The sequence below is a fragment of the Streptococcus mitis SK564 genome, from assembly GCF_000148525.1.
GTDB classification, from domain to species: Bacteria; Bacillota; Bacilli; order Lactobacillales; family Streptococcaceae; genus Streptococcus; species Streptococcus mitis_H.
In genome coordinates, this window is the sequence record NZ_AEDU01000027.1 from 1 (window position 1) to 17441 (window position 17441).

General features: G+C 41.5%; 18 protein-coding genes. All 18 read left to right on the forward strand.

Annotation, left to right across the window (positions count from 1 at the left end):
- A partial coding sequence (locus tag SMSK564_RS0103065; RefSeq protein ID WP_000740427.1) for a hypothetical protein occupies positions 1-886 on the forward strand: 886 nt, incomplete at its 5' end.
- A gap of 311 nt (positions 887-1197) precedes the next feature.
- On the forward strand, positions 1198-1656 hold the full coding sequence (locus SMSK564_RS11105; RefSeq protein WP_000186949.1) for a DUF4231 domain-containing protein: 459 nt from the start codon (positions 1198-1200) through the stop codon (positions 1654-1656).
- A 12-nt stretch (positions 1657-1668) separates the two neighbouring features.
- Complete coding sequence (locus SMSK564_RS11110) at positions 1669-2277, forward strand: hypothetical protein (RefSeq protein ID WP_000083609.1); 609 nt, start codon at positions 1669-1671, stop codon at positions 2275-2277.
- Positions 2270-2680, forward strand: a complete 411-nt coding sequence (locus SMSK564_RS11115; protein WP_000595753.1) for a hypothetical protein — start codon at positions 2270-2272, stop codon at positions 2678-2680. Before SMSK564_RS11110 ends, SMSK564_RS11115 begins: the two co-directional genes overlap by 8 nt.
- 10 nt (positions 2681-2690) lie before the next feature.
- A complete protein-coding gene (gene ply / locus SMSK564_RS11120) occupies positions 2691-4106 on the forward strand; it encodes a cholesterol-dependent cytolysin pneumolysin (protein WP_004237042.1) in 1416 nt (471 codons plus the stop codon).
- Between the two features lie 660 nt (positions 4107-4766).
- Entirely contained in the window at positions 4767-5483 is a 717-nt protein-coding gene (locus SMSK564_RS11125) for a YebC/PmpR family DNA-binding transcriptional regulator (RefSeq protein WP_000532879.1), read from the forward strand.
- A 177-nt stretch (positions 5484-5660) separates the two neighbouring features.
- Positions 5661-6131: a MarR family winged helix-turn-helix transcriptional regulator gene (locus SMSK564_RS11130; protein WP_000360537.1), complete on the forward strand. Its 471-nt coding sequence runs from the start codon at positions 5661-5663 to the stop codon at positions 6129-6131.
- Positions 6106-7875 (forward strand): ABC transporter ATP-binding protein, encoded by a 1770-nt coding sequence (locus tag SMSK564_RS11135; RefSeq protein WP_000731776.1) that lies wholly within the window; start codon positions 6106-6108, stop codon positions 7873-7875. Before SMSK564_RS11130 ends, SMSK564_RS11135 begins: the two co-directional genes overlap by 26 nt.
- Positions 7865-9625, forward strand: coding sequence for an ABC transporter ATP-binding protein (locus SMSK564_RS11140; protein WP_000428274.1), 1761 nt, complete (start codon positions 7865-7867; stop codon positions 9623-9625). Before SMSK564_RS11135 ends, SMSK564_RS11140 begins: the two co-directional genes overlap by 11 nt.
- A gap of 95 nt (positions 9626-9720) precedes the next feature.
- The gene (locus tag SMSK564_RS11145) at positions 9721-10224 is read left to right on the forward strand and encodes a phosphatase PAP2 family protein (RefSeq protein WP_000800900.1); all 504 of its coding nucleotides are present in this window, start codon (positions 9721-9723) and stop codon (positions 10222-10224) included.
- A gap of 113 nt (positions 10225-10337) precedes the next feature.
- Positions 10338-10784, forward strand: a complete 447-nt coding sequence (locus SMSK564_RS11150) for a LytTR family DNA-binding domain-containing protein (protein WP_000776604.1) — start codon at positions 10338-10340, stop codon at positions 10782-10784.
- Between the two features lie 4 nt (positions 10785-10788).
- The gene (locus SMSK564_RS11155; RefSeq protein WP_000730928.1) at positions 10789-11463 is read left to right on the forward strand and encodes a LiaF transmembrane domain-containing protein; all 675 of its coding nucleotides are present in this window, start codon (positions 10789-10791) and stop codon (positions 11461-11463) included.
- Positions 11464-11568: 105 nt separating this feature from the next.
- The gene (gene rpmB / locus SMSK564_RS11160) at positions 11569-11757 is read left to right on the forward strand and encodes a 50S ribosomal protein L28 (protein ID WP_001140948.1); all 189 of its coding nucleotides are present in this window, start codon (positions 11569-11571) and stop codon (positions 11755-11757) included.
- 156 nt (positions 11758-11913) lie between these two features.
- The gene (locus tag SMSK564_RS11165; RefSeq protein WP_000216437.1) at positions 11914-12279 is read left to right on the forward strand and encodes an Asp23/Gls24 family envelope stress response protein; all 366 of its coding nucleotides are present in this window, start codon (positions 11914-11916) and stop codon (positions 12277-12279) included.
- A gap of 2 nt (positions 12280-12281) precedes the next feature.
- Complete coding sequence (locus tag SMSK564_RS11170) at positions 12282-13949, forward strand: DAK2 domain-containing protein (protein ID WP_000036693.1); 1668 nt, start codon at positions 12282-12284, stop codon at positions 13947-13949.
- Between the two features lie 200 nt (positions 13950-14149).
- Entirely contained in the window at positions 14150-15850 is a 1701-nt protein-coding gene (locus SMSK564_RS11175; protein ID WP_000411739.1) for an acetolactate synthase large subunit, read from the forward strand.
- Positions 15843-16319: an acetolactate synthase small subunit gene (gene ilvN / locus SMSK564_RS11180; RefSeq protein WP_001253803.1), complete on the forward strand. Its 477-nt coding sequence runs from the start codon at positions 15843-15845 to the stop codon at positions 16317-16319. Before SMSK564_RS11175 ends, ilvN begins: the two co-directional genes overlap by 8 nt.
- A 65-nt stretch (positions 16320-16384) precedes the next feature.
- Positions 16385-17407, forward strand: coding sequence for a ketol-acid reductoisomerase (gene ilvC, locus SMSK564_RS11185; RefSeq protein WP_000290683.1), 1023 nt, complete (start codon positions 16385-16387; stop codon positions 17405-17407).
- Positions 17408-17441 lie beyond the last annotated feature (34 nt).

Consider the following 17441-nt stretch of genomic DNA (forward strand, 5'->3'; position numbering starts at 1 on the left):
GGCTAACCAAGGAAACTCATCCACACCAGGTAATGGTGGTAACCAAGCAGGTTCAGATAGTAGAGGGGATGCGGCTAGCCAAGGAGACAGACCAGCTCCATCTGGTGATGGTAGTCAAGGCGATGCAAATAACCAAGATCAGCCTACTACTCCAAGCACTCCAGCTCATTCAGGAGATTCGACGGGTCAAGCTACTGGTCCATCTGCTCAACAGAGGGGAACAGGAAATGCGACAGAAGTAGAGTCTCCACAAGGGCTATCTGGAAGTTCTGTGACGGCTCCAGCTCGTAGCCGTAGAAGTGTAGCTTTCGCTGGGGGCGCTCAATCGAGTCAAGAGAAACAGGTTGATAAATCAGTCTTAAGAGATTTGATTCAAGACTTGGAAACTCGTTTGAAAGACTTGGATGGTATTGATCAATCTGTCATCGACGATGCGAAGATTATTCTCGGAGAGGGTCAAGAAGCCCTTAGAAATGCTGACTTGACAGAGGCAGGATTGAGAGAGATTACTGCTAAGGTCAAAGAAGTACTCGAGTCCTTGAAAGGCAAGCAAGCGACTAAGGATGAAGAGGAAATGCAAGAAACAAGCAAAGAGCAAGGTCATCTTCCATACGGTACCATGATTGGTAGCCTGCTCGCCCTTCTTGGTCTCCTTCTCTTCCTCATCGCGCGTCGTAAGAAAGAGTCAGAACTCAAGAAATTGACTAAGGAATTGACTAAGGTTCTGCAAGAAAACGACCTTACAAATGTAGATGCGAAAGTCCTCGACCAAGCACGAGAAGCTCTCGCTCAAGCAGTTACCTTCCTAGCCAATGAGAAAGAGTCTGACCATACAGAAGATGAGTTGATTGATAAACTCAAAGCTATTCTTGCTCAGTTAGGATAAGCAAAGCTTAGACTAGTCGGAAACTAGCTAGAATAGTGATTGATAGAATGTTGGAAAAACTAAATTTGAGGTGAACATTCAGAAAATCTTTCTCTGATAAAACGCATAATATCAAGCTTTTTAAGGCAAGGTATTATGCGCTTTTATCATTTTGAAACTTTTTGTTCCATCCTTTTTGTGATATTTTTCTCTCATTTCACAAACATTTCATATTTGGATTTTATAATAAGCTATAGTCCAGTTTTTACTATACTTTGATATTCAAATATGTTATACTATGATTATCAAAGTAAATGAAAGGGGTTACGAATATGACGCCAGAAGAAATGTACTTGGCAGAGCGACTAGACGTACAGATAGCTCATTTTTTAAAGAAAAGCGTTCAACATCGTAGACGCTATAAGGTATTAAAAATAACAGAAATCGTGGCAGGTTTTCTCATAGCGGTCTTTTGTGCTATTCCTATGCCAGGTGATCGCTACCGTTTGATTTCGGTTGCCTTGTCCAGTCTAGGCTTGCTGTGTGAGGGGATTCTCAATTTGTATAATGCCAAGGAACACTGGATTTCTTACCAAAAAACTGCGCAACTCCTGGAGAGAGAAAAATTCCTTTATCAATGCCAAACGGAGAAATATGCAGGAAAAACCAAGGCTTTTGCCCTATTTGTCAAGACATGCGAAGGTCTTATCTCAGAGGAAATCAACCAGTGGGAAAGTATCCAGTCAAAAGAAGTGGCAGCTAGTGCAGAAGCTCCAGGGCAAAAAGAATAGGAGGTGGAGGAAATGTCTCAATCCAGCTACCTGTCGCCCTTGCTCTGGTTGAAAAAAGAAGCCGATAAAGAAGAGATGAGCGCGACTCAGTGCCAGATATTTTTCTTTTACTATCAACTATTTGAACTCTTATTTGCTAGAGAAAGCGACTTGAGAGACTTGTGTCTGGGAAGGCAAGGTTTTTATTTCTCGCAGTTAGAGAAAGATTTGCTTTCTGGAGTTTCCCACTTTCTAAAAAACTTGGAGGGAAAAGTAACTCTCAAGGCTAACCAAGAAGTATCAGCTCGCAAAGCTCTTTTTCTAGCCTTGACAACTAGCCAGTCAGATTGGCAATCTTTGGCTCCTGTTTTTGATTTTTATCAGACTATCGGGAGACTTGAAAGTCCTTCTCTCTTGAGTTCTCAGGACAGACAATATCTGATGTGGATTTACCAGTCAGCTTTGGAGAAGGATTATAGTGTCAAGGTAATTGGAGACAAGTATTTTGTATTGAAGAGACAAGATGCTACTAAATTGACAGCGCGCCAAACTCAAACTTTGGAAATTCTGAGTCAATCAGAAGACTTGGTCAATCCTGTCTATGTTACATTAGGAGAAAAGGGGGTGCTCTTACTTGATTAAGAGAGGAGATGTTGTAGCTCTTTATTTGCCTTTTCCGACTATTAGTAGCGATTTGGCTGTGAAGAATCATATGTATATCTGTATTGACAACAGCATGACTAAAAACAAAGAGTTGATTAAAAATCAGACCTTCAAACCAGCTCTCTTGACCAGACGTTTGGTCAAGAACTTTATGATAGAAGAGCCGGATTTAGCTCGTAATCCTTTTACAAGACCAACTTTGATTGACTTAGATAAGGTATTTATGTTGGATAATACGGTCATTCCGACTTCTTATCTAGCCAGACGGCGACGCAATGTCTCAGAAGAATTATACGAGGAAGTTTTGGATCACTTAGTCCAACCACAGCTGATTTCACTGAACAAGTCTGAGTTTATGCAACTCAATCCAGGAACTTATTAGGAGGTAGAAGATGGCAAATAAAGCAGTAAATGACTTTATACTAGCTATGGATTACGATAAAAAGAAACTCTTGACCCATCAGGGAGAGAGTATTGAAAATCGTTTCATCAAAGAGGGGAATCAGTTACCCGATGAGTTTGTTGTTATCGAAAGAAAGAAGCGGAGCCTGTCGACAAATACAAGTGATATTTCTGTAACAGCTACCAACGACAGTCGCCTCTATCCTGGAGCACTTCTCGTAGTGGATGAGACCTTGTTAGAGAATAATCCCACTCTTCTTGCGGTCGATCGTGCCCCAATGACTTATAGTATTGATTTGCCTGGTTTGGCAAGTAGTGATAGCTTTCTCCAAGTAGAGGATCCCAGCAATTCAAGTGTTCGCGGAGCGGTAAACGATTTGTTGGCTAAGTGGCATCAAGATTATGGTCAGGTCAATAATGTCCCAGCTAGAATGCAGTATGAAAAAATCACGGCTCACAGCATGGAACAACTCAAGGTCAAGTTTGGTTCTGACTTTGAAAAGACAGGGAATTCTCTTGATATTGATTTTAATTCTGTCCATTCGGGCGAAAAGCAGATTCAGATTGTTAATTTTAAGCAGATTTATTATACAGTCAGCGTAGATGCTGTTAAAAATCCAGGAGATGTGTTTCAAGATACTGTAACGGTAGAGGATTTGAGGCAGAGAGGAATTTCTGCAGAGCGTCCTTTGGTCTATATTTCGAGTGTTGCTTACGGGCGTCAGGTCTATCTCAAGTTGGAAACTACGAGTAAGAGTGATGAAGTAGAGGCTGCTTTTGAAGCTTTGATAAAAGGAGTCAAGGTAGCTCCTCAGACAGAGTGGAAACAGATTTTGGACAATACAGAAGTGAAGGCGGTTATTTTAGGGGGCGACCCGAGTTCGGGTGCCCGAGTTGTAACAGGCAAGGTGGATATGGTAGAGGACTTGATTCAAGAAGGCAGTCGCTTTACAGCCGATCATCCAGGTTTGCCGATTTCTTATACAACTTCTTTTTTACGGGACAATGTAGTTGCGACCTTTCAAAACAGTACAGACTATGTTGAGACTAAGGTGACAGCTTACAGAAACGGAGATTTACTCTTGGATCATAGTGGTGCCTATGTTGCCCAATATTACATTACTTGGGATGAATTATCCTATGATAATCAAGGTAAGGAAATCTTGACTGCTAAGGCTTGGGACAGAAATGGCCAGGATTTGACGGCTCACTTTACCACTAGTATTCCTTTAAAAGGGAATGTTCGCAATCTCTCTATCAAAATTAGAGAGTGTACCGGACTTGCCTGGGAATGGTGGCGTACGGTTTATGAAAAAACCGATTTGCCCCTAGTGCGTAAGCGGACGATTTCTATTTGGGGAACGACTCTCTATCCTCAGGTAGAGGATAAGGTAGAAAATGATTAGGGGGGAAGAATGTTTGCGACAAAAAGAGGCGATGATCTCTCTGCGAATATCTGAAAGTTTATCTCTTGCCTAGCGATTTCCATTGGAGCATGCTCGTGATGTTAAAATGAGTCTATCAAACAGGGGCTGTAAGAAAAAGTAAAAAGGGTAGTGAAACTCCTTGCTATACAGGGAATTAGCTACCTTTTACTTGTTTTAGAAGTGCCGTTGTACTAGTCTAACTTCAGTATCATGTGAAATCAAAAAGAGCATAAATTTCTGTTTCAAGAACACATAAATTATGGTTTTGTTTAGAAACTCTTCTATTGATTTCTTAGAATACAATAGCGCCTATGAGAACTGTTGAATTTCAAAGTATTTACTTGAACTATGATATGTCTGGAGTAGACTGTCAACAAAAGGTGCAGTATGATTGTTTTTGTCGCTTATATCTACAAACTCAAAACAGTAGTTTGAGCGGATTTTGTCAAAGTTTCTATTTGCAGATAATGGTCTAGTTTGTTTTTTGAATGTTGATAAGGATGGAAAGGCAAGGCAATCTTGGTAACCAAAGTGCAATCCTAGTTGGATTTACTGAATAAAATCCATTTCCTCTAGTGAAAATCGAAAAAACTTGTGTTATAATAAGAAAGATTAAAATGTGAAAAAAGGAGATTCCTAATGGGACGTAAATGGGCCAATATCGTAGCCAAGAAAACGGCTAAAGATGGAGCTAACTCTAAAGTATATGCAAAATTTGGTGTAGAAATCTATGTAGCAGCTAAAAAAGGTGATCCAGATCCAGAATCAAACTCAGCTTTGAAATTCGTTATCGACCGTGCTAAACAAGCCCAAGTGCCAAAACACGTTATCGATAAAGCTATTGATAAAGCTAAAGGAAACACAGATGAAACCTTTACAGAAGGCCGTTACGAAGGTTTTGGACCAAATGGTTCTATGTTGATTGTTGATACTTTGACTTCAAATGTCAACCGTACAGCGGCCAATGTCCGTGCAGCCTTTGGTAAAAACGGCGGAAACATGGGTGCTTCAGGTTCGGTTTCATACCTCTTTGACAATAAGGGTGTTATCGTATTTGCAGGTGAAGATGCAGATGCAGTCTTTGAGCAATTGCTAGAAGCAGATGTGGATGTGGACGATGTAGAAGCAGAAGAAGGAACAATCACTGTTTATACAGCGCCAACTGATCTTCACAAGGCTATCGTTGCCCTCCGTGAGTCAGGTGTCGAAGAATTCCAAGTTACTGAATTGGAAATGATTCCTCAGTCAGAAGTGGAATTGTCAGGTGATGACCTTGAAACTTTTGAAAAACTTTACAGCGTTCTTGAAGACGACGAAGACGTACAAAAGATTTATACAAACGTAGACGGGTTCTAATTTAACCTAGAGAACATGATCCTAAGTGAAAAAATCACTTGGGATTTTTTTGAATCAAGAAAATAGTTCTCTAGGGAACTTTTTCTTGACATCTCTCTTCAAAGTGGTAAAATAGTTCTCATGAAAACTTATTTAGTTCTTAGGGGAACTAAATGTGATGGTTAGAAAGGAGTTAGTATGGATAAACCGATGTTAGTCTTTAAGCGTTTTGGTCATCAGATTCACCTGATGGTACAAAAGGAAGCCAAACGTTGCGGCATTGAATTTATGGGTGGGCCTCAAGGTCAGGTTGTGCGTTTTTTGGATAATCGTGAGAAAAACCAAGACTTGGTCTTGATTAAAGATATCGAGCAGGAACTCAATATTAGCAAGTCTGTTGCTAGTAATTTGGTCAAGCGTATGGTGCAAAATGGTTTGGTGGAATTGGAGGCGAGTCCTAGCGATAAGCGGGCAAAATTTGTTCGTTTGACGGACAAAGCACGTTCTCAGATGCAACAGGTTAAGGCCTTTTTTGAACGCATAGACAAGCAGTTATTGGCAGGCGTAGATAAAGATGAATTACTGATCTTTGAGAAAGTCCTCAGTCAACTACAGGAAAATATCAAGGGAATAGGAGGAGAGAATGAAGAAATTAGCCAAACGAATTAGTGGAAAAGAATGGGGGATGATTTTACTAGCCATTCTCTTTACCTGCTTTTCGGTCTATCTGGAGTTGGAAGTGCCGACCTATATCTCTAAAATTACGGATTTGCTAGGAAGTCAAGGAACCAACTTGGATGAGTTATGGCAACCAGCAGGTATGATGGTGGGAATGTCCTTTCTGGCTTTCTTGTTCTCAGTTGCAGTTGGATTTTTTGCGTCCAGAGTAGCTGCTTCTTATACTAGTAGGCTGAGAAGTGATATTTTTAACCGAGTTTTAGACTACTCGCAGACAGAGATTAAGAAATTCTCTATTCCCAGTCTTCTAACTCGTACTACCAATGATATTACTCAGGTTCAGATGTTGATTACCATGGGCCTACAAGTGGTTACGCGTGGTCCGATCATGGCTATCTGGGCCATCGGGAAAATTTTAGGACATTCAGAATATTGGCTCTGGGCTGTGCTTGTGGCAGTGATTGTCAATGTTTTGATGACAACAGTTTTGATGACGCTAGCCTTTCCAAAACAGTCCTTGATTCAGGGGTTGACAGATAAACTGAACAGTATCACTCGTGAGAGTTTAACAGGTATTCGTGTCGTTCGTGCCTACAATGCAGAAGATTACCAAAATGACAAATTTGCAGCAGCAAATGATGAGCTGACACGTTTGAATTTATTTGTAAACCGTCTTATGGCCATTTTAAATCCCATCATGATGGGGATTTCAAGTGGTTTAAGTGTGGCAATTTACTGGATTGAGGCCTATGTAATCAACGATGCTACTCCAACAGCGCGTCTGCCTCTCTTTAGTGACATGGTTGTTTTCATGTCTTATGCCATGCAGGTTGTCATGGGCTTCCTTCTCATGGGAGCACTCTTCATCGTTCTTCCCCGAACCATGGTTTCTGCTAAGCGGATCAATCAGGTTTTAGATTCGCATTCCTCTATCCAAAATCCTGCTCAAGTGCAGCAGTCTGATGAAAACCTCAAAGGTCAGGTCGAATTTAAGGATGTAACCTTCCGCTATGCGGCAAATTCGGAGGCGGTTATCGAGCACGTTAGCTTTAGAGCAGAGGCTGGTCAAACAGTGGCCTTTATTGGGTCAACAGGTTCTGGTAAATCAACTCTGGTCAATCTGATTCCACGTTTCTACGATGTATCAGCAGGAGAAATTCTGGTGGATGGTGTCAATGTTCAAGACTATGACTTGGAAGACTTGCGCAACAAGGTTGGTTATATTCCTCAGAAAGCGGTTCTCTTTTCAGGTGATGTCAAGGGCAATTTAGATTTTGGACACAGTCAAGAAACACCGCTTAGTGAGCAGGCTATGTGGAAAGCTCTGGAATTGGCCCAGTCTAAGAACTTTATCGAAGACAAGGAAGCTGGCTTAGCGTCAGAAGTAGCCCAAGGAGGAACCAACTTCTCAGGTGGTCAAAGACAGCGTCTGGCTATTGCGCGTGCCTTGGCTAGGAAGCCAGAAATCCTCATCTTTGATGACTCCTTCTCAGCCTTGGATTACAAGACAGACCGAGTTCTACGCCAAGAGTTAGCTGAAAAAACTAAGTCTATGACCAAGCTCATTGTCGCACAGCGTATTTCAACGATTATGGATGCAGATTTGATTTTGGTCTTGGATCAAGGTAAAGTCGTGGGACAAGGCACCCACAAGGAACTTCTAGCTAATAACGAAGTTTACCAAGAAATTGCCTATTCACAACTATCGAAGGAGGAATTGGAACATGGAAAATAAGAAAATGTCTCTCTGGAAACAGAGTAAACCCTATCTTGCAGGCCTCCAGTTTGCCCTTCTGATAGCCTTTCTAGCAACAATCGTATCCAATATCATTACTGTATATGGTCCAACCCGTATCAAGGAAATGACCAATATCATTGCAAGTGGTCTGGAAACAAGTGTGGATGTCGCGGCGGTTGCAGCCATTGGTAGTTTTTTGGCCGTGATTTATGTGATTGGACTCCTTTCAAATTATTTGCAGGCCTTTCTGTTTACAACAGCCATTCAACGTTTTTCAGAGCGTTTGAGAAGAGCTATTGCAGAGAAAATTAATCGCCTACCATTGGGATATTTTGATGGACACTCTCAGGGGGATACTTTGTCTCGTGTAACCAATGACGTTGACACTGCAGCCCAGTCCCTTAATCAAAGTCTGGGGACAGTTCTTTCATCCACTTTATTAGTCGTGGCAGTCTTGGTGACCATGTTTGGAATGAACTGGATTTTAGCCTTGGTGACGGTTGTTTCAACTCTTATCGGTTTTGCTTTCGTGTCTGTCTTTATGGGCAAATCTCAGGGCTTCTTTAAGAGTCAGCAACAAGATTTGGCAGCTGTCAATGGCTATGTGGAAGAAATGTACTCTGGCCATAATGTGGTGACCAGTTACAATGCCATCGAGAGTACGAAAGAAGAGTTTGCGAAATTAAACCATCGTCTGTATGATAGTATCTGGAAGTCTCAATTTATTTCAGGGATTATGATGCCGATTATGATGTTTATTGGGAACTTTAGCTATGCCTTGGTGATTATCGTTGGTGCAGCCTTGGCTCTGAATGGGCAGATTAGTATCGGGATTATCGTTGCCTTTATGGCCTACGTTCGTATCTTTTCTCAGCCTCTTTCACAAATTGCCCAAGGGGTTACTAGTTTGCAGCAAGCTAGCGCAGCCATGGGACGTGTCTTTGAATTTCTAGCTGAAGAGGAGATGGAAGATGAATCCCATAAAGCAATCCAATTGAGCGATATGAAAGGTCAAGTAGTCTTTGATCGAGTCTCCTTTGGTTATACACCAGAGCGAACCATTATTCATGACTTTTCTGCGACCGCTCATGCAGGGCAAAAGGTTGCCATTGTCGGACCGACTGGGGCTGGTAAGACAACCATTGTCAATCTTTTGATGAAGTTCTATGAGATTGATAAGGGAAGTATCCGCATCGATGGTGTGAATACCAAGGAGATGAAGCGTTCGGAAGTACACGATGCCTTTTCAATGGTCTTGCAGGATACTTGGCTCTTTGAAGGAACCATTCGTGACAATCTCATCTATAATCAAACAGGTATTAGTGATGAGCGCGTGATTGAAGCCAGCAAGGCTGTGGGGATTCACCACTTTATCATGACCCTACCAGATGGTTACGATACCGTCTTGGACGACACGGTGACCTTGTCTGTCGGGCAAAAACAACTCTTGACTATCGCTCGTGCTTTGTTGAAACATGCACCGCTCTTGATTTTAGATGAGGCGACCTCTTCTGTTGATACACGGACGGAGGAATTGATTCAGAAAGCCATGGACCGTTTGATGGAGGGAAGAACTTCCTTTGTCATCGCCCACCGCTTGTCAACTATCCGAAATGCTGATCTTATTCTCGTCATGAAAGATGGCAATATCATCGAGCAAGGAAATCATGATGAGCTGATGGCGCAAGCTGGTTTCTACGCTGACCTCTATAACAGTCAGTTTACAGAAGACGAAGCAGAAGAATAAATCCAAAGAAGGCTTGACGGCCTTCTTTTTCTGCACTATACTAGAAGATAAGTGTTTCCCTGCAAGCAAAATTTGAGTAAGTAATGAGAAAATATATGAAAAATTATCAAGAATGGTATGACCATATTGCTGCTAATATTGAAAATAAGCCTATCTTTCTGAGATTGCTGAGAGCTTTCAATCGCTTCATGACAGTAGTTATGCCTATAGTTTATTTAATCTTGTTAACTACTACCTATCTCCAAGAAGGACTTGGGAAACAGGTCGGAATCTATTTGTTTATTCCTGCATCAGGTTTTGTGATTTTGTCCTTTCTTCGTAAGAAAATCAATGCCCCTAGGCCTTATGAGGGATGGGATATTAAACCCTTGCTTGACAGAGATAGTCCTGGTCAGTCTATGCCCAGTCGTCATGTCTTTTCAGCCACCATTATCTCCATGGCTTGCTTACATGCTAGTTTATCCGTAGGGGTTATCTTGTTGGTCTTGTCAGCTCTCCTCGGTCTAGTGAGAGTCTTAGGTGGCGTGCATTATCCTAAGGATGTAGTGGTTGGCTATATTTGTGGTCTTGTGTGGGGTGTGCTTTTCTTTCTATTTTGACCTGTAAGTTAAGGTAGCCTTACAACCACTTACGGGTCTAAAGTAACCACTTGCTTTTTTGCTCTTGTTTTCTTATTTTGGCTTTGATATAGTAGAGTCAGAAAGGAGATGGAATGAAGTTACGAATCGAAATTGACAGCAATTTAGAGGAAACTGAAATTGTCATCAAGGCAGCGGCTTTGACAGATGAGATTGCGGATTTACAGCGCCTCTTGCAAGAGTCCAAGTCTCCTCGTTTGATTTTTTACAAGGGGACGGGTGAATATTATCTGGACTTGTCGGAAATTCTCTTCTTTGAAACAGAGGGGAACAAGATTTATGCCCATACCCAGAAAGATGCCTACGAGGTTCGGCTTAAACTCTATGAGTTGGAGGCTATCCTTCCTCGCTATTTTAGTCGGGTATCCAAGTCGACTATTGCAAATATCCGTCAGGTTTACTCGGTGGACAAATCCTTTTCAGGAACGGGCACCATTTCCTTTTATCAGACCCACAAGGAGGTTCACGTGTCGCGGCACTATCAATCCCTCCTAAAAGAAAATCTAAGAAATATGAGGTAAGAAGATGAAAAAGAAAGTATTTGGTATTGTGTTGCTAGTATTGGCAGCTTTAGTATTATTACAGGGGAATTTTGGGATCCCTTCTCTTGGAGGGCAAATTTTGCCCTTGATTGGTATTGCTTTTTTTGCCTATCAATCAGTCGGAGCTTTGTTGCGTCGCCACTTAACTTCAGCCTCTTTTACAGCTCTAGTAGCCTTACTAATTGCCAACCACTTTTATGATATTTTACCGATTTCCAATCAGTCACTGTTCTGGGCTAGTATTTTAATCGTAATGGGTGTCAGCGCACTCACTCATTCTAACAGGACTTGGAATGGAAAAAAATGGTGGTATGATGGTGAAAAGACCATTCTTACAGATAAGGAAGTCGCTTTTGGGACTGGGACTTTCTACAAGCAAAACCAAGAATTGGTAGAAGACCAAGTAGAAGTTGGTTTTGGCAATGCTAAGATATATTATGACAATGCAGAGATTTTAGGAGATACTGCAACCCTGAAAGTAGAAGTTGGTTTTGGCAATGCAGTTATCTATGTTCCCCAACATTGGCGAGTGGATTTGAAGGTGGAAACTTTCTGTGGTGTAGCCAAGGCAGATACTTCTCTAGCTCCAACCAGTAAAACTTTGATTATCCGTGGAGATGTGGCTTTTGGAAAGTTGGGGATTGTCTACGTTAAATAAAAAAATCTTCCAATTCCCTTGCAAAAATGAAGAAAGTGTGATAACATAGTACGGTATGTGGTGCTAGCACATCCGCTATATTAGATCTAATAGGAGGAAAACACAATGGCTAAAGTATGTTACTTTACAGGTCGTAAGACTGTATCAGGAAACAACCGTTCACACGCGATGAACCAAACAAAACGTGCCGTAAAACCAAACCTTCAAAAAGTTACTGTTCTTATCGATGGTAAACCTAAAAAAGTTTGGGCTTCAGCTCGTGCTTTGAAATCAGGTAAAGTTGAACGCGTTTAATAATAAAAGTAAAGGAGACCTTAGGGTCTTTTTTCTTTTATTGTAGGAGTAGAATCATTTGAAAAATAGAGTAAATATCCGCTGATACAGTATTCTGCTTTTACACTTGGGCTGAAATATGATAAAATAGAGTATCAACTAGTTGAGGTAAAAAGGATGACTGTAAAAATTAATACAAAAGATGGTCAAATCGAACTAACAGATGAAGTGATTGCAACCGTCGTAGGTGGAGCAGCAACTGAGATTTTTGGTGTGGTCGGTATGGCTAGTAAAAATGCCCTCAAAGACAATTTCCAAGCCCTTCTAGGTAAGGAAAATTATTCCAAAGGTGTCGTCGTAAAGGCGGCCGAAGATGGCAGTATTGCAGTTGATGTATATACCGTGTTGAGCTACGGAACAAAGATTAGCGAAGTGTCAAAAAACATTCAAGAGCGTGTTCGTTTTAGCTTGGAAAACCAGCTTGGAATTACTGCTCAGACTGTAAATGTCTACATTCAAAATATCAAAGTTGTAGGAGAATAACCGTGTCAAAAATTACTACTAGCTTATTTCAAGAAATGGTGCAGGCTGCATCAACTCGCTTGAATAAGCAAGCTGAATATGTCAATTCATTAAACGTCTTCCCTGTTCCAGATGGAGATACTGGAACAAATATGGGAATGACCATTGAAAATGGTGCTAAAGAAGTTGCAGACAAGCCAGCTTCTACAGTTGGCGAGGTAGCGAGCATTCTTGCTAAAGGGCTTTTGATGGGTGCGCGTGGGAACTCAGGTGTTATTACGTCTCAGCTTTTCCGTGGATTTTCACAAGCCATTAAGAATAAAGACGAGTTAACAGGTCAAGATTTGGCTCTTGCCTTCCAATCAGGTGTAGAAGTTGCCTATAAGGCCGTTATGAAACCAGTTGAAGGAACAATTTTGACAGTTTCGCGTGGAGCTGCTATCGGTGCGAAGAAAAAAGCTGAGCAGACAGATGATGCTGTTGAAGTAATGCGTGCAGCTTTAGAAGGTGCTAAAACAGCTCTTGCTAAAACGCCAGACATGCTTCCGGTCTTGAAGGAAGTTGGAGTTGTGGACTCAGGTGGTCAAGGACTGGTCTTCATCTACGAAGGTTTCCTTTCAGCCCTTACTGGCGAATATATTGCATCTGAGGACTTTGTAGCGACTCCTGCTAATATGAGTGAAATGATCAATGCGGAGCATCATAAGTCTGTAGCTGGTCACGTAGCGACTGAGGATATCACATTTGGATACTGTACTGAAATTATGGTAGCTCTTAAGCAAGGTCCAACCTATTCCAAAGATTTTGACTACGACGAATTTCGTAACTACTTGAATGAGCTTGGAGACTCTCTCCTCGTTGTCAATGATGATGAAATTGTCAAAGTTCATGTCCATACAGAAGATCCAGGACTTGTTATGCAAGAAGGTCTCAAATATGGTAGCTTGGTCAAGGTAAAAGTTGACAATATGCGCAACCAACACGAAGCACAGGTTGAAAAAGAAGCTGCCCAAGTTAGCAAGCCAGCTGAAGAAAAAGAGTATGCTTTGATTGCTGTAGTGGCTGGTAAAGGTCTAGCAGATATCTTCCGTTCTCAAGGTGTGGATTATGTTATCGAAGGCGGTCAAACTATGAACCCTTCAACAGAAGACTTTGTCAAGGCTGTTGAACAGGTCAACGCTCGTAATATTATCTTCCTGCCAAACAACAAGAACATCTTCATGGCAGCTCAATCTGCAGCAGAAGTTTTGGAGCAACCAGCAGTAGTGGTAGAAGCTCGTACTCTTCCTCAAGGTTTGACAAGTCTTCTTGCCTTTGATCCAAGCAAGTCCATCGAAGAAAACCAAGAGCGTATGACAGCTGCTCTTAGCGATGTCGTTAGCGGAAGCGTCACAACAGCTGTTCGTGATACAACCATTGATGGCTTGGAAATCCATGAAAACGATAATTTAGGTATGGTGGATGGGAAAATTCTCGTGTCAAACCCTGACATGCACCAAACCTTGACAGAAACCTTGAAACATATGTTGGATGAAGATAGTGAAATCGTAACCTTCTATGTCGGTGAAGACGGGAGCGAAGAACTTGCTAATGAAATTGCTCAAGAAATCGAAGAAGAATTCGAAGACGTCGAAGTTGAGATTCACCAAGGTCAACAACCAGTTTACCCATACCTATTTAGTGTGGAATAAGATTAATGAAGAACTGAGAAATCAGTTCTTTTTTCTTTTTTAGTAAATGAAATCGGTATCTTTTTTATAAAAACAAAAATAACATTCATAAATAAACGTTAAAATAGAAAATTCAGAAAATTTCTTCTTTTCTCTTGAAAAATCTTGAAAAAATGGTATGATAGTAACAAGTTATTTTTAAGAGGAAAGAAAGGGGAACAATGGAGAAAATCAGTTTAGAATCTCCTAAGACGGGGTCGGACCTAGTTTTGGAAACACTTCGTGATTTAGGAATTGATACCATCTTTGGTTATCCTGGTGGTGCGGTCTTGCCTTTTTATGATGCGATATATAATTTTAAAGGCATTCGCCACATTCTAGGGCGCCATGAGCAAGGCTGTCTGCATGAAGCTGAAGGTTATGCCAAATCAACTGGAAAGTTGGGTGTTGCCGTAGTCACTAGCGGACCAGGAGCAACAAATGCCATTACAGGAATTGCAGATGCTATGAGCGATAGCGTTCCCCTTTTGGTCTTTACAGGTCAGGTGGCGCGAGTAGGGATTGGGAAAGATGCCTTTCAGGAGGCAGACATTGTGGGAATTACCATGCCAATCACTAAGTACAATTACCAAGTTCGAGAGACAGCTGATATTCCTCGTATCATTACAGAAGCTGTTCATATCGCAACTACAGGTCGACCAGGGCCAGTTGTCATTGACCTACCTAAAGATGTATCTGCTTTAGAAACGGACTTCATTTATTCATCAGAAGTGAACCTACCAAGCTATCAGCCAACTCTTGAGCCAAATGATATGCAAATCAAGAAAATCTTGAAGCAATTATCCAAGGCTAAAAAGCCAGTCTTGCTAGCTGGTGGTGGAATTAGTTATGCTGAAGCGGCTGCAGAATTAAATGAATTTGCAGAACGCTATCAAATTCCGGTGGTAACCAGTCTTTTGGGACAAGGAACGATTGCAACGAGTCATCCACTCTTCCTTGGAATGGGAGGCATGCACGGGTCATTCGCAGCTAATATTGCCATGACGGAAGCGGACTTTATGATTAGTATTGGTTGTCGTTTCGATGACCGTTTGACGGGGAATCCTAAGACCTTCGCTAAGAATGCTAAGGTTGCCCACATTGATATTGACCCAGCCGAGATTGGTAAGATTATCAGTGCAGATATTCCTGTAGTTGGAGATGCTAAGAAGGCCTTGCAAATGTTGTTGGCGGAACCAACAGTTCATAACAATACTGAGAAATGGATTGAAAAAGTCACTAAAGACAAGAACCGTGTTCGTTCTTATGATAAGAAAGAACGTGTGGTTCAACCTCAAGCCGTTATTGAACGCATTGGTGAGTTGACGAATGGTGATGCCATTGTAGTAACAGACGTTGGTCAACACCAAATGTGGACAGCCCAGTATTATCCCTACCAAAATGAACGTCAGTTAGTGACTTCAGGTGGTTTGGGAACGATGGGATTTGGAATTCCAGCAGCAATCGGGGCTAAAATTGCTAACCCAGATAAGGAAGTAGTCTTGTTTGTTGGGGATGGTGGTTTCCAAATGACTAACCAGGAATTGGCTATTTTGAACATTTACAAGGTGCCAATCAAGGTGGTTATGCTGAACAACCACTCACTTGGCATGGTTCGTCAGTGGCAGGAATCCTTCTATGAAGGTAGAACATCTGAGTCAGTCTTTGATACCCTTCCAGATTTCCAATTGATGGCACAAGCTTACGGTATTAAAAACTATAAATTTGACAATCCTGAGACCTTGGATCAAGACCTTGAAGTCATCACTGAGGGCGTTCCTATGCTAATCGAGGTAGATATTTCTCGTAAGGAACAGGTGCTACCAATGGTACCAGCTGGTAAGAGTAATCATGAGATGTTGGGGGTGAAGTTCCATGCGTAGAATGTTAACAGCAAAACTACAAAATCGATCAGGAGTCCTCAATCGCTTTACCGGTGTCCTGTCTCGTCGTCAGGTTAATATCGAAAGTATCTCTGTTGGAGCAACAGAAGATCCGAATGTATCGCGCATCACCATTATTATTGATGTAGCTTCACATGATGAAGTGGAGCAAATCATCAAGCAACTCAATCGTCAGATTGATGTGATTCGCATTCGTGATATTACAGACAAGCCTCATTTGGAGCGCGAGGTGATTTTGGTTAAGATGTCAGCGCCAGCTGAGAAGCGAGCTGAGATTCTAGCGATTATTCAACCTTTCCGTGCAACGGTGGTAGACGTAGCGCCAAGCTCGATTACCATTCAAATGACAGGAAATGCCGAAAAGAGTGAAGCTCTATTGCGAGTCATTCGACCATACGGTATTCGCAATATCGCGCGTACGGGTGCAACTGGATTTACCCGTGATTAAAAATCCAACTTAAATTTGTTAAACCAGCCTAAAAGGCAATAAATAATAGAAAAGAGAGAAAAACTATGGCAGTTCAAATGGAATACGAAAAAGATGTTAAAGTAGCAGCACTTGACGGTAAAAAAATCGCCGTTATCGGTTATGGTTCACAAGGACATGCGCATGCTCAAAACTTGCGTGATTCAGGTCGTGACGTTATTATCGGTGTACGTCCAGGTAAATCTTTTGATAAAGCAAAAGAAGATGGATTTGACACTTACACAGTAGCAGAAGCTACTAAATTGGCTGACGTTATCATGATTTTGGCACCAGACGAAATCCAACAAGAATTGTACGAAGCAGAAATCGCTCCAAACTTGGAAGCTGGAAACGCAGTTGGATTTGCTCATGGTTTCAACATCCACTTTGAATTTATCAAAGTTCCTGCGGATGTAGATGTTTTCATGTGTGCTCCTAAAGGACCAGGACACTTGGTACGTCGTACTTATGAAGAAGGATTTGGTGTTCCAGCTCTTTACGCAGTATATCAAGATGCAACAGGAAATGCTAAAAACATTGCTATGGACTGGTGTAAAGGTGTTGGAGCAGCTCGTGTAGGTCTTCTTGAAACAACATATAAAGAAGAAACTGAAGAAGATTTGTTTGGTGAACAAGCTGTACTTTGTGGTGGTTTGACTGCCCTTATCGAAGCAGGTTTCGAAGTCTTGACAGAAGCAGGTTACGCTCCAGAATTGGCTTACTTTGAAGTTCTTCACGAAATGAAATTGATCGTTGATTTGATCTACGAAGGTGGATTCAAGAAAATGCGTCAATCTATTTCAAACACTGCTGAATACGGTGACTATGTATCAGGTCCACGTGTAATCACTGAACAAGTTAAAGAAAATATGAAGGCTGTCTTGGCAGACATCCAAAATGGTAAATTTGCAAATGACTTTGTAAATGACTATAAAGCTGGACGTCCAAAATTGACTGCTTACCGTGAACAAGCAGCTAACCTTGAAATTGAAAAAGTTGGTGCAGAATTGCGTAAAGCAATGCCATTCGTTGGTAAAAACGACGATGATGCATTCAAAATCTATAACTAATTGATAGAAATTAAGGTGAAGGCGAGTTGGGGGA

Bases quoted from the DNA above. Each gene is read 5' to 3' on its own strand.
- SMSK564_RS11105 (WP_000186949.1), top strand. From the start codon at position 1,198: ATGACGCCAGAAGAAATGTACTTGGCAGAGCGACTAGACGTACAGATA.
- SMSK564_RS11110 (WP_000083609.1), top strand. From the start codon at position 1,669: ATGTCTCAATCCAGCTACCTGTCGCCCTTGCTCTGGTTGAAAAAAGAA.
- ply (WP_004237042.1), top strand. From the start codon at position 2,691: ATGGCAAATAAAGCAGTAAATGACTTTATACTAGCTATGGATTACGAT.
- SMSK564_RS11125 (WP_000532879.1), top strand. From the start codon at position 4,767: ATGGGACGTAAATGGGCCAATATCGTAGCCAAGAAAACGGCTAAAGAT.
- SMSK564_RS11130 (WP_000360537.1), top strand. From the start codon at position 5,661: ATGGATAAACCGATGTTAGTCTTTAAGCGTTTTGGTCATCAGATTCAC.
- SMSK564_RS11135 (WP_000731776.1), top strand. From the start codon at position 6,106: ATGAAGAAATTAGCCAAACGAATTAGTGGAAAAGAATGGGGGATGATT.
- SMSK564_RS11140 (WP_000428274.1), top strand. From the start codon at position 7,865: ATGGAAAATAAGAAAATGTCTCTCTGGAAACAGAGTAAACCCTATCTT.
- SMSK564_RS11145 (WP_000800900.1), top strand. From the start codon at position 9,721: ATGAAAAATTATCAAGAATGGTATGACCATATTGCTGCTAATATTGAA.
- SMSK564_RS11150 (WP_000776604.1), top strand. From the start codon at position 10,338: ATGAAGTTACGAATCGAAATTGACAGCAATTTAGAGGAAACTGAAATT.
- SMSK564_RS11155 (WP_000730928.1), top strand. From the start codon at position 10,789: ATGAAAAAGAAAGTATTTGGTATTGTGTTGCTAGTATTGGCAGCTTTA.
- rpmB (WP_001140948.1), top strand. From the start codon at position 11,569: ATGGCTAAAGTATGTTACTTTACAGGTCGTAAGACTGTATCAGGAAAC.
- SMSK564_RS11165 (WP_000216437.1), top strand. From the start codon at position 11,914: ATGACTGTAAAAATTAATACAAAAGATGGTCAAATCGAACTAACAGAT.
- SMSK564_RS11175 (WP_000411739.1), top strand. From the start codon at position 14,150: ATGGAGAAAATCAGTTTAGAATCTCCTAAGACGGGGTCGGACCTAGTT.
- ilvN (WP_001253803.1), top strand. From the start codon at position 15,843: ATGCGTAGAATGTTAACAGCAAAACTACAAAATCGATCAGGAGTCCTC.
- ilvC (WP_000290683.1), top strand. From the start codon at position 16,385: ATGGCAGTTCAAATGGAATACGAAAAAGATGTTAAAGTAGCAGCACTT.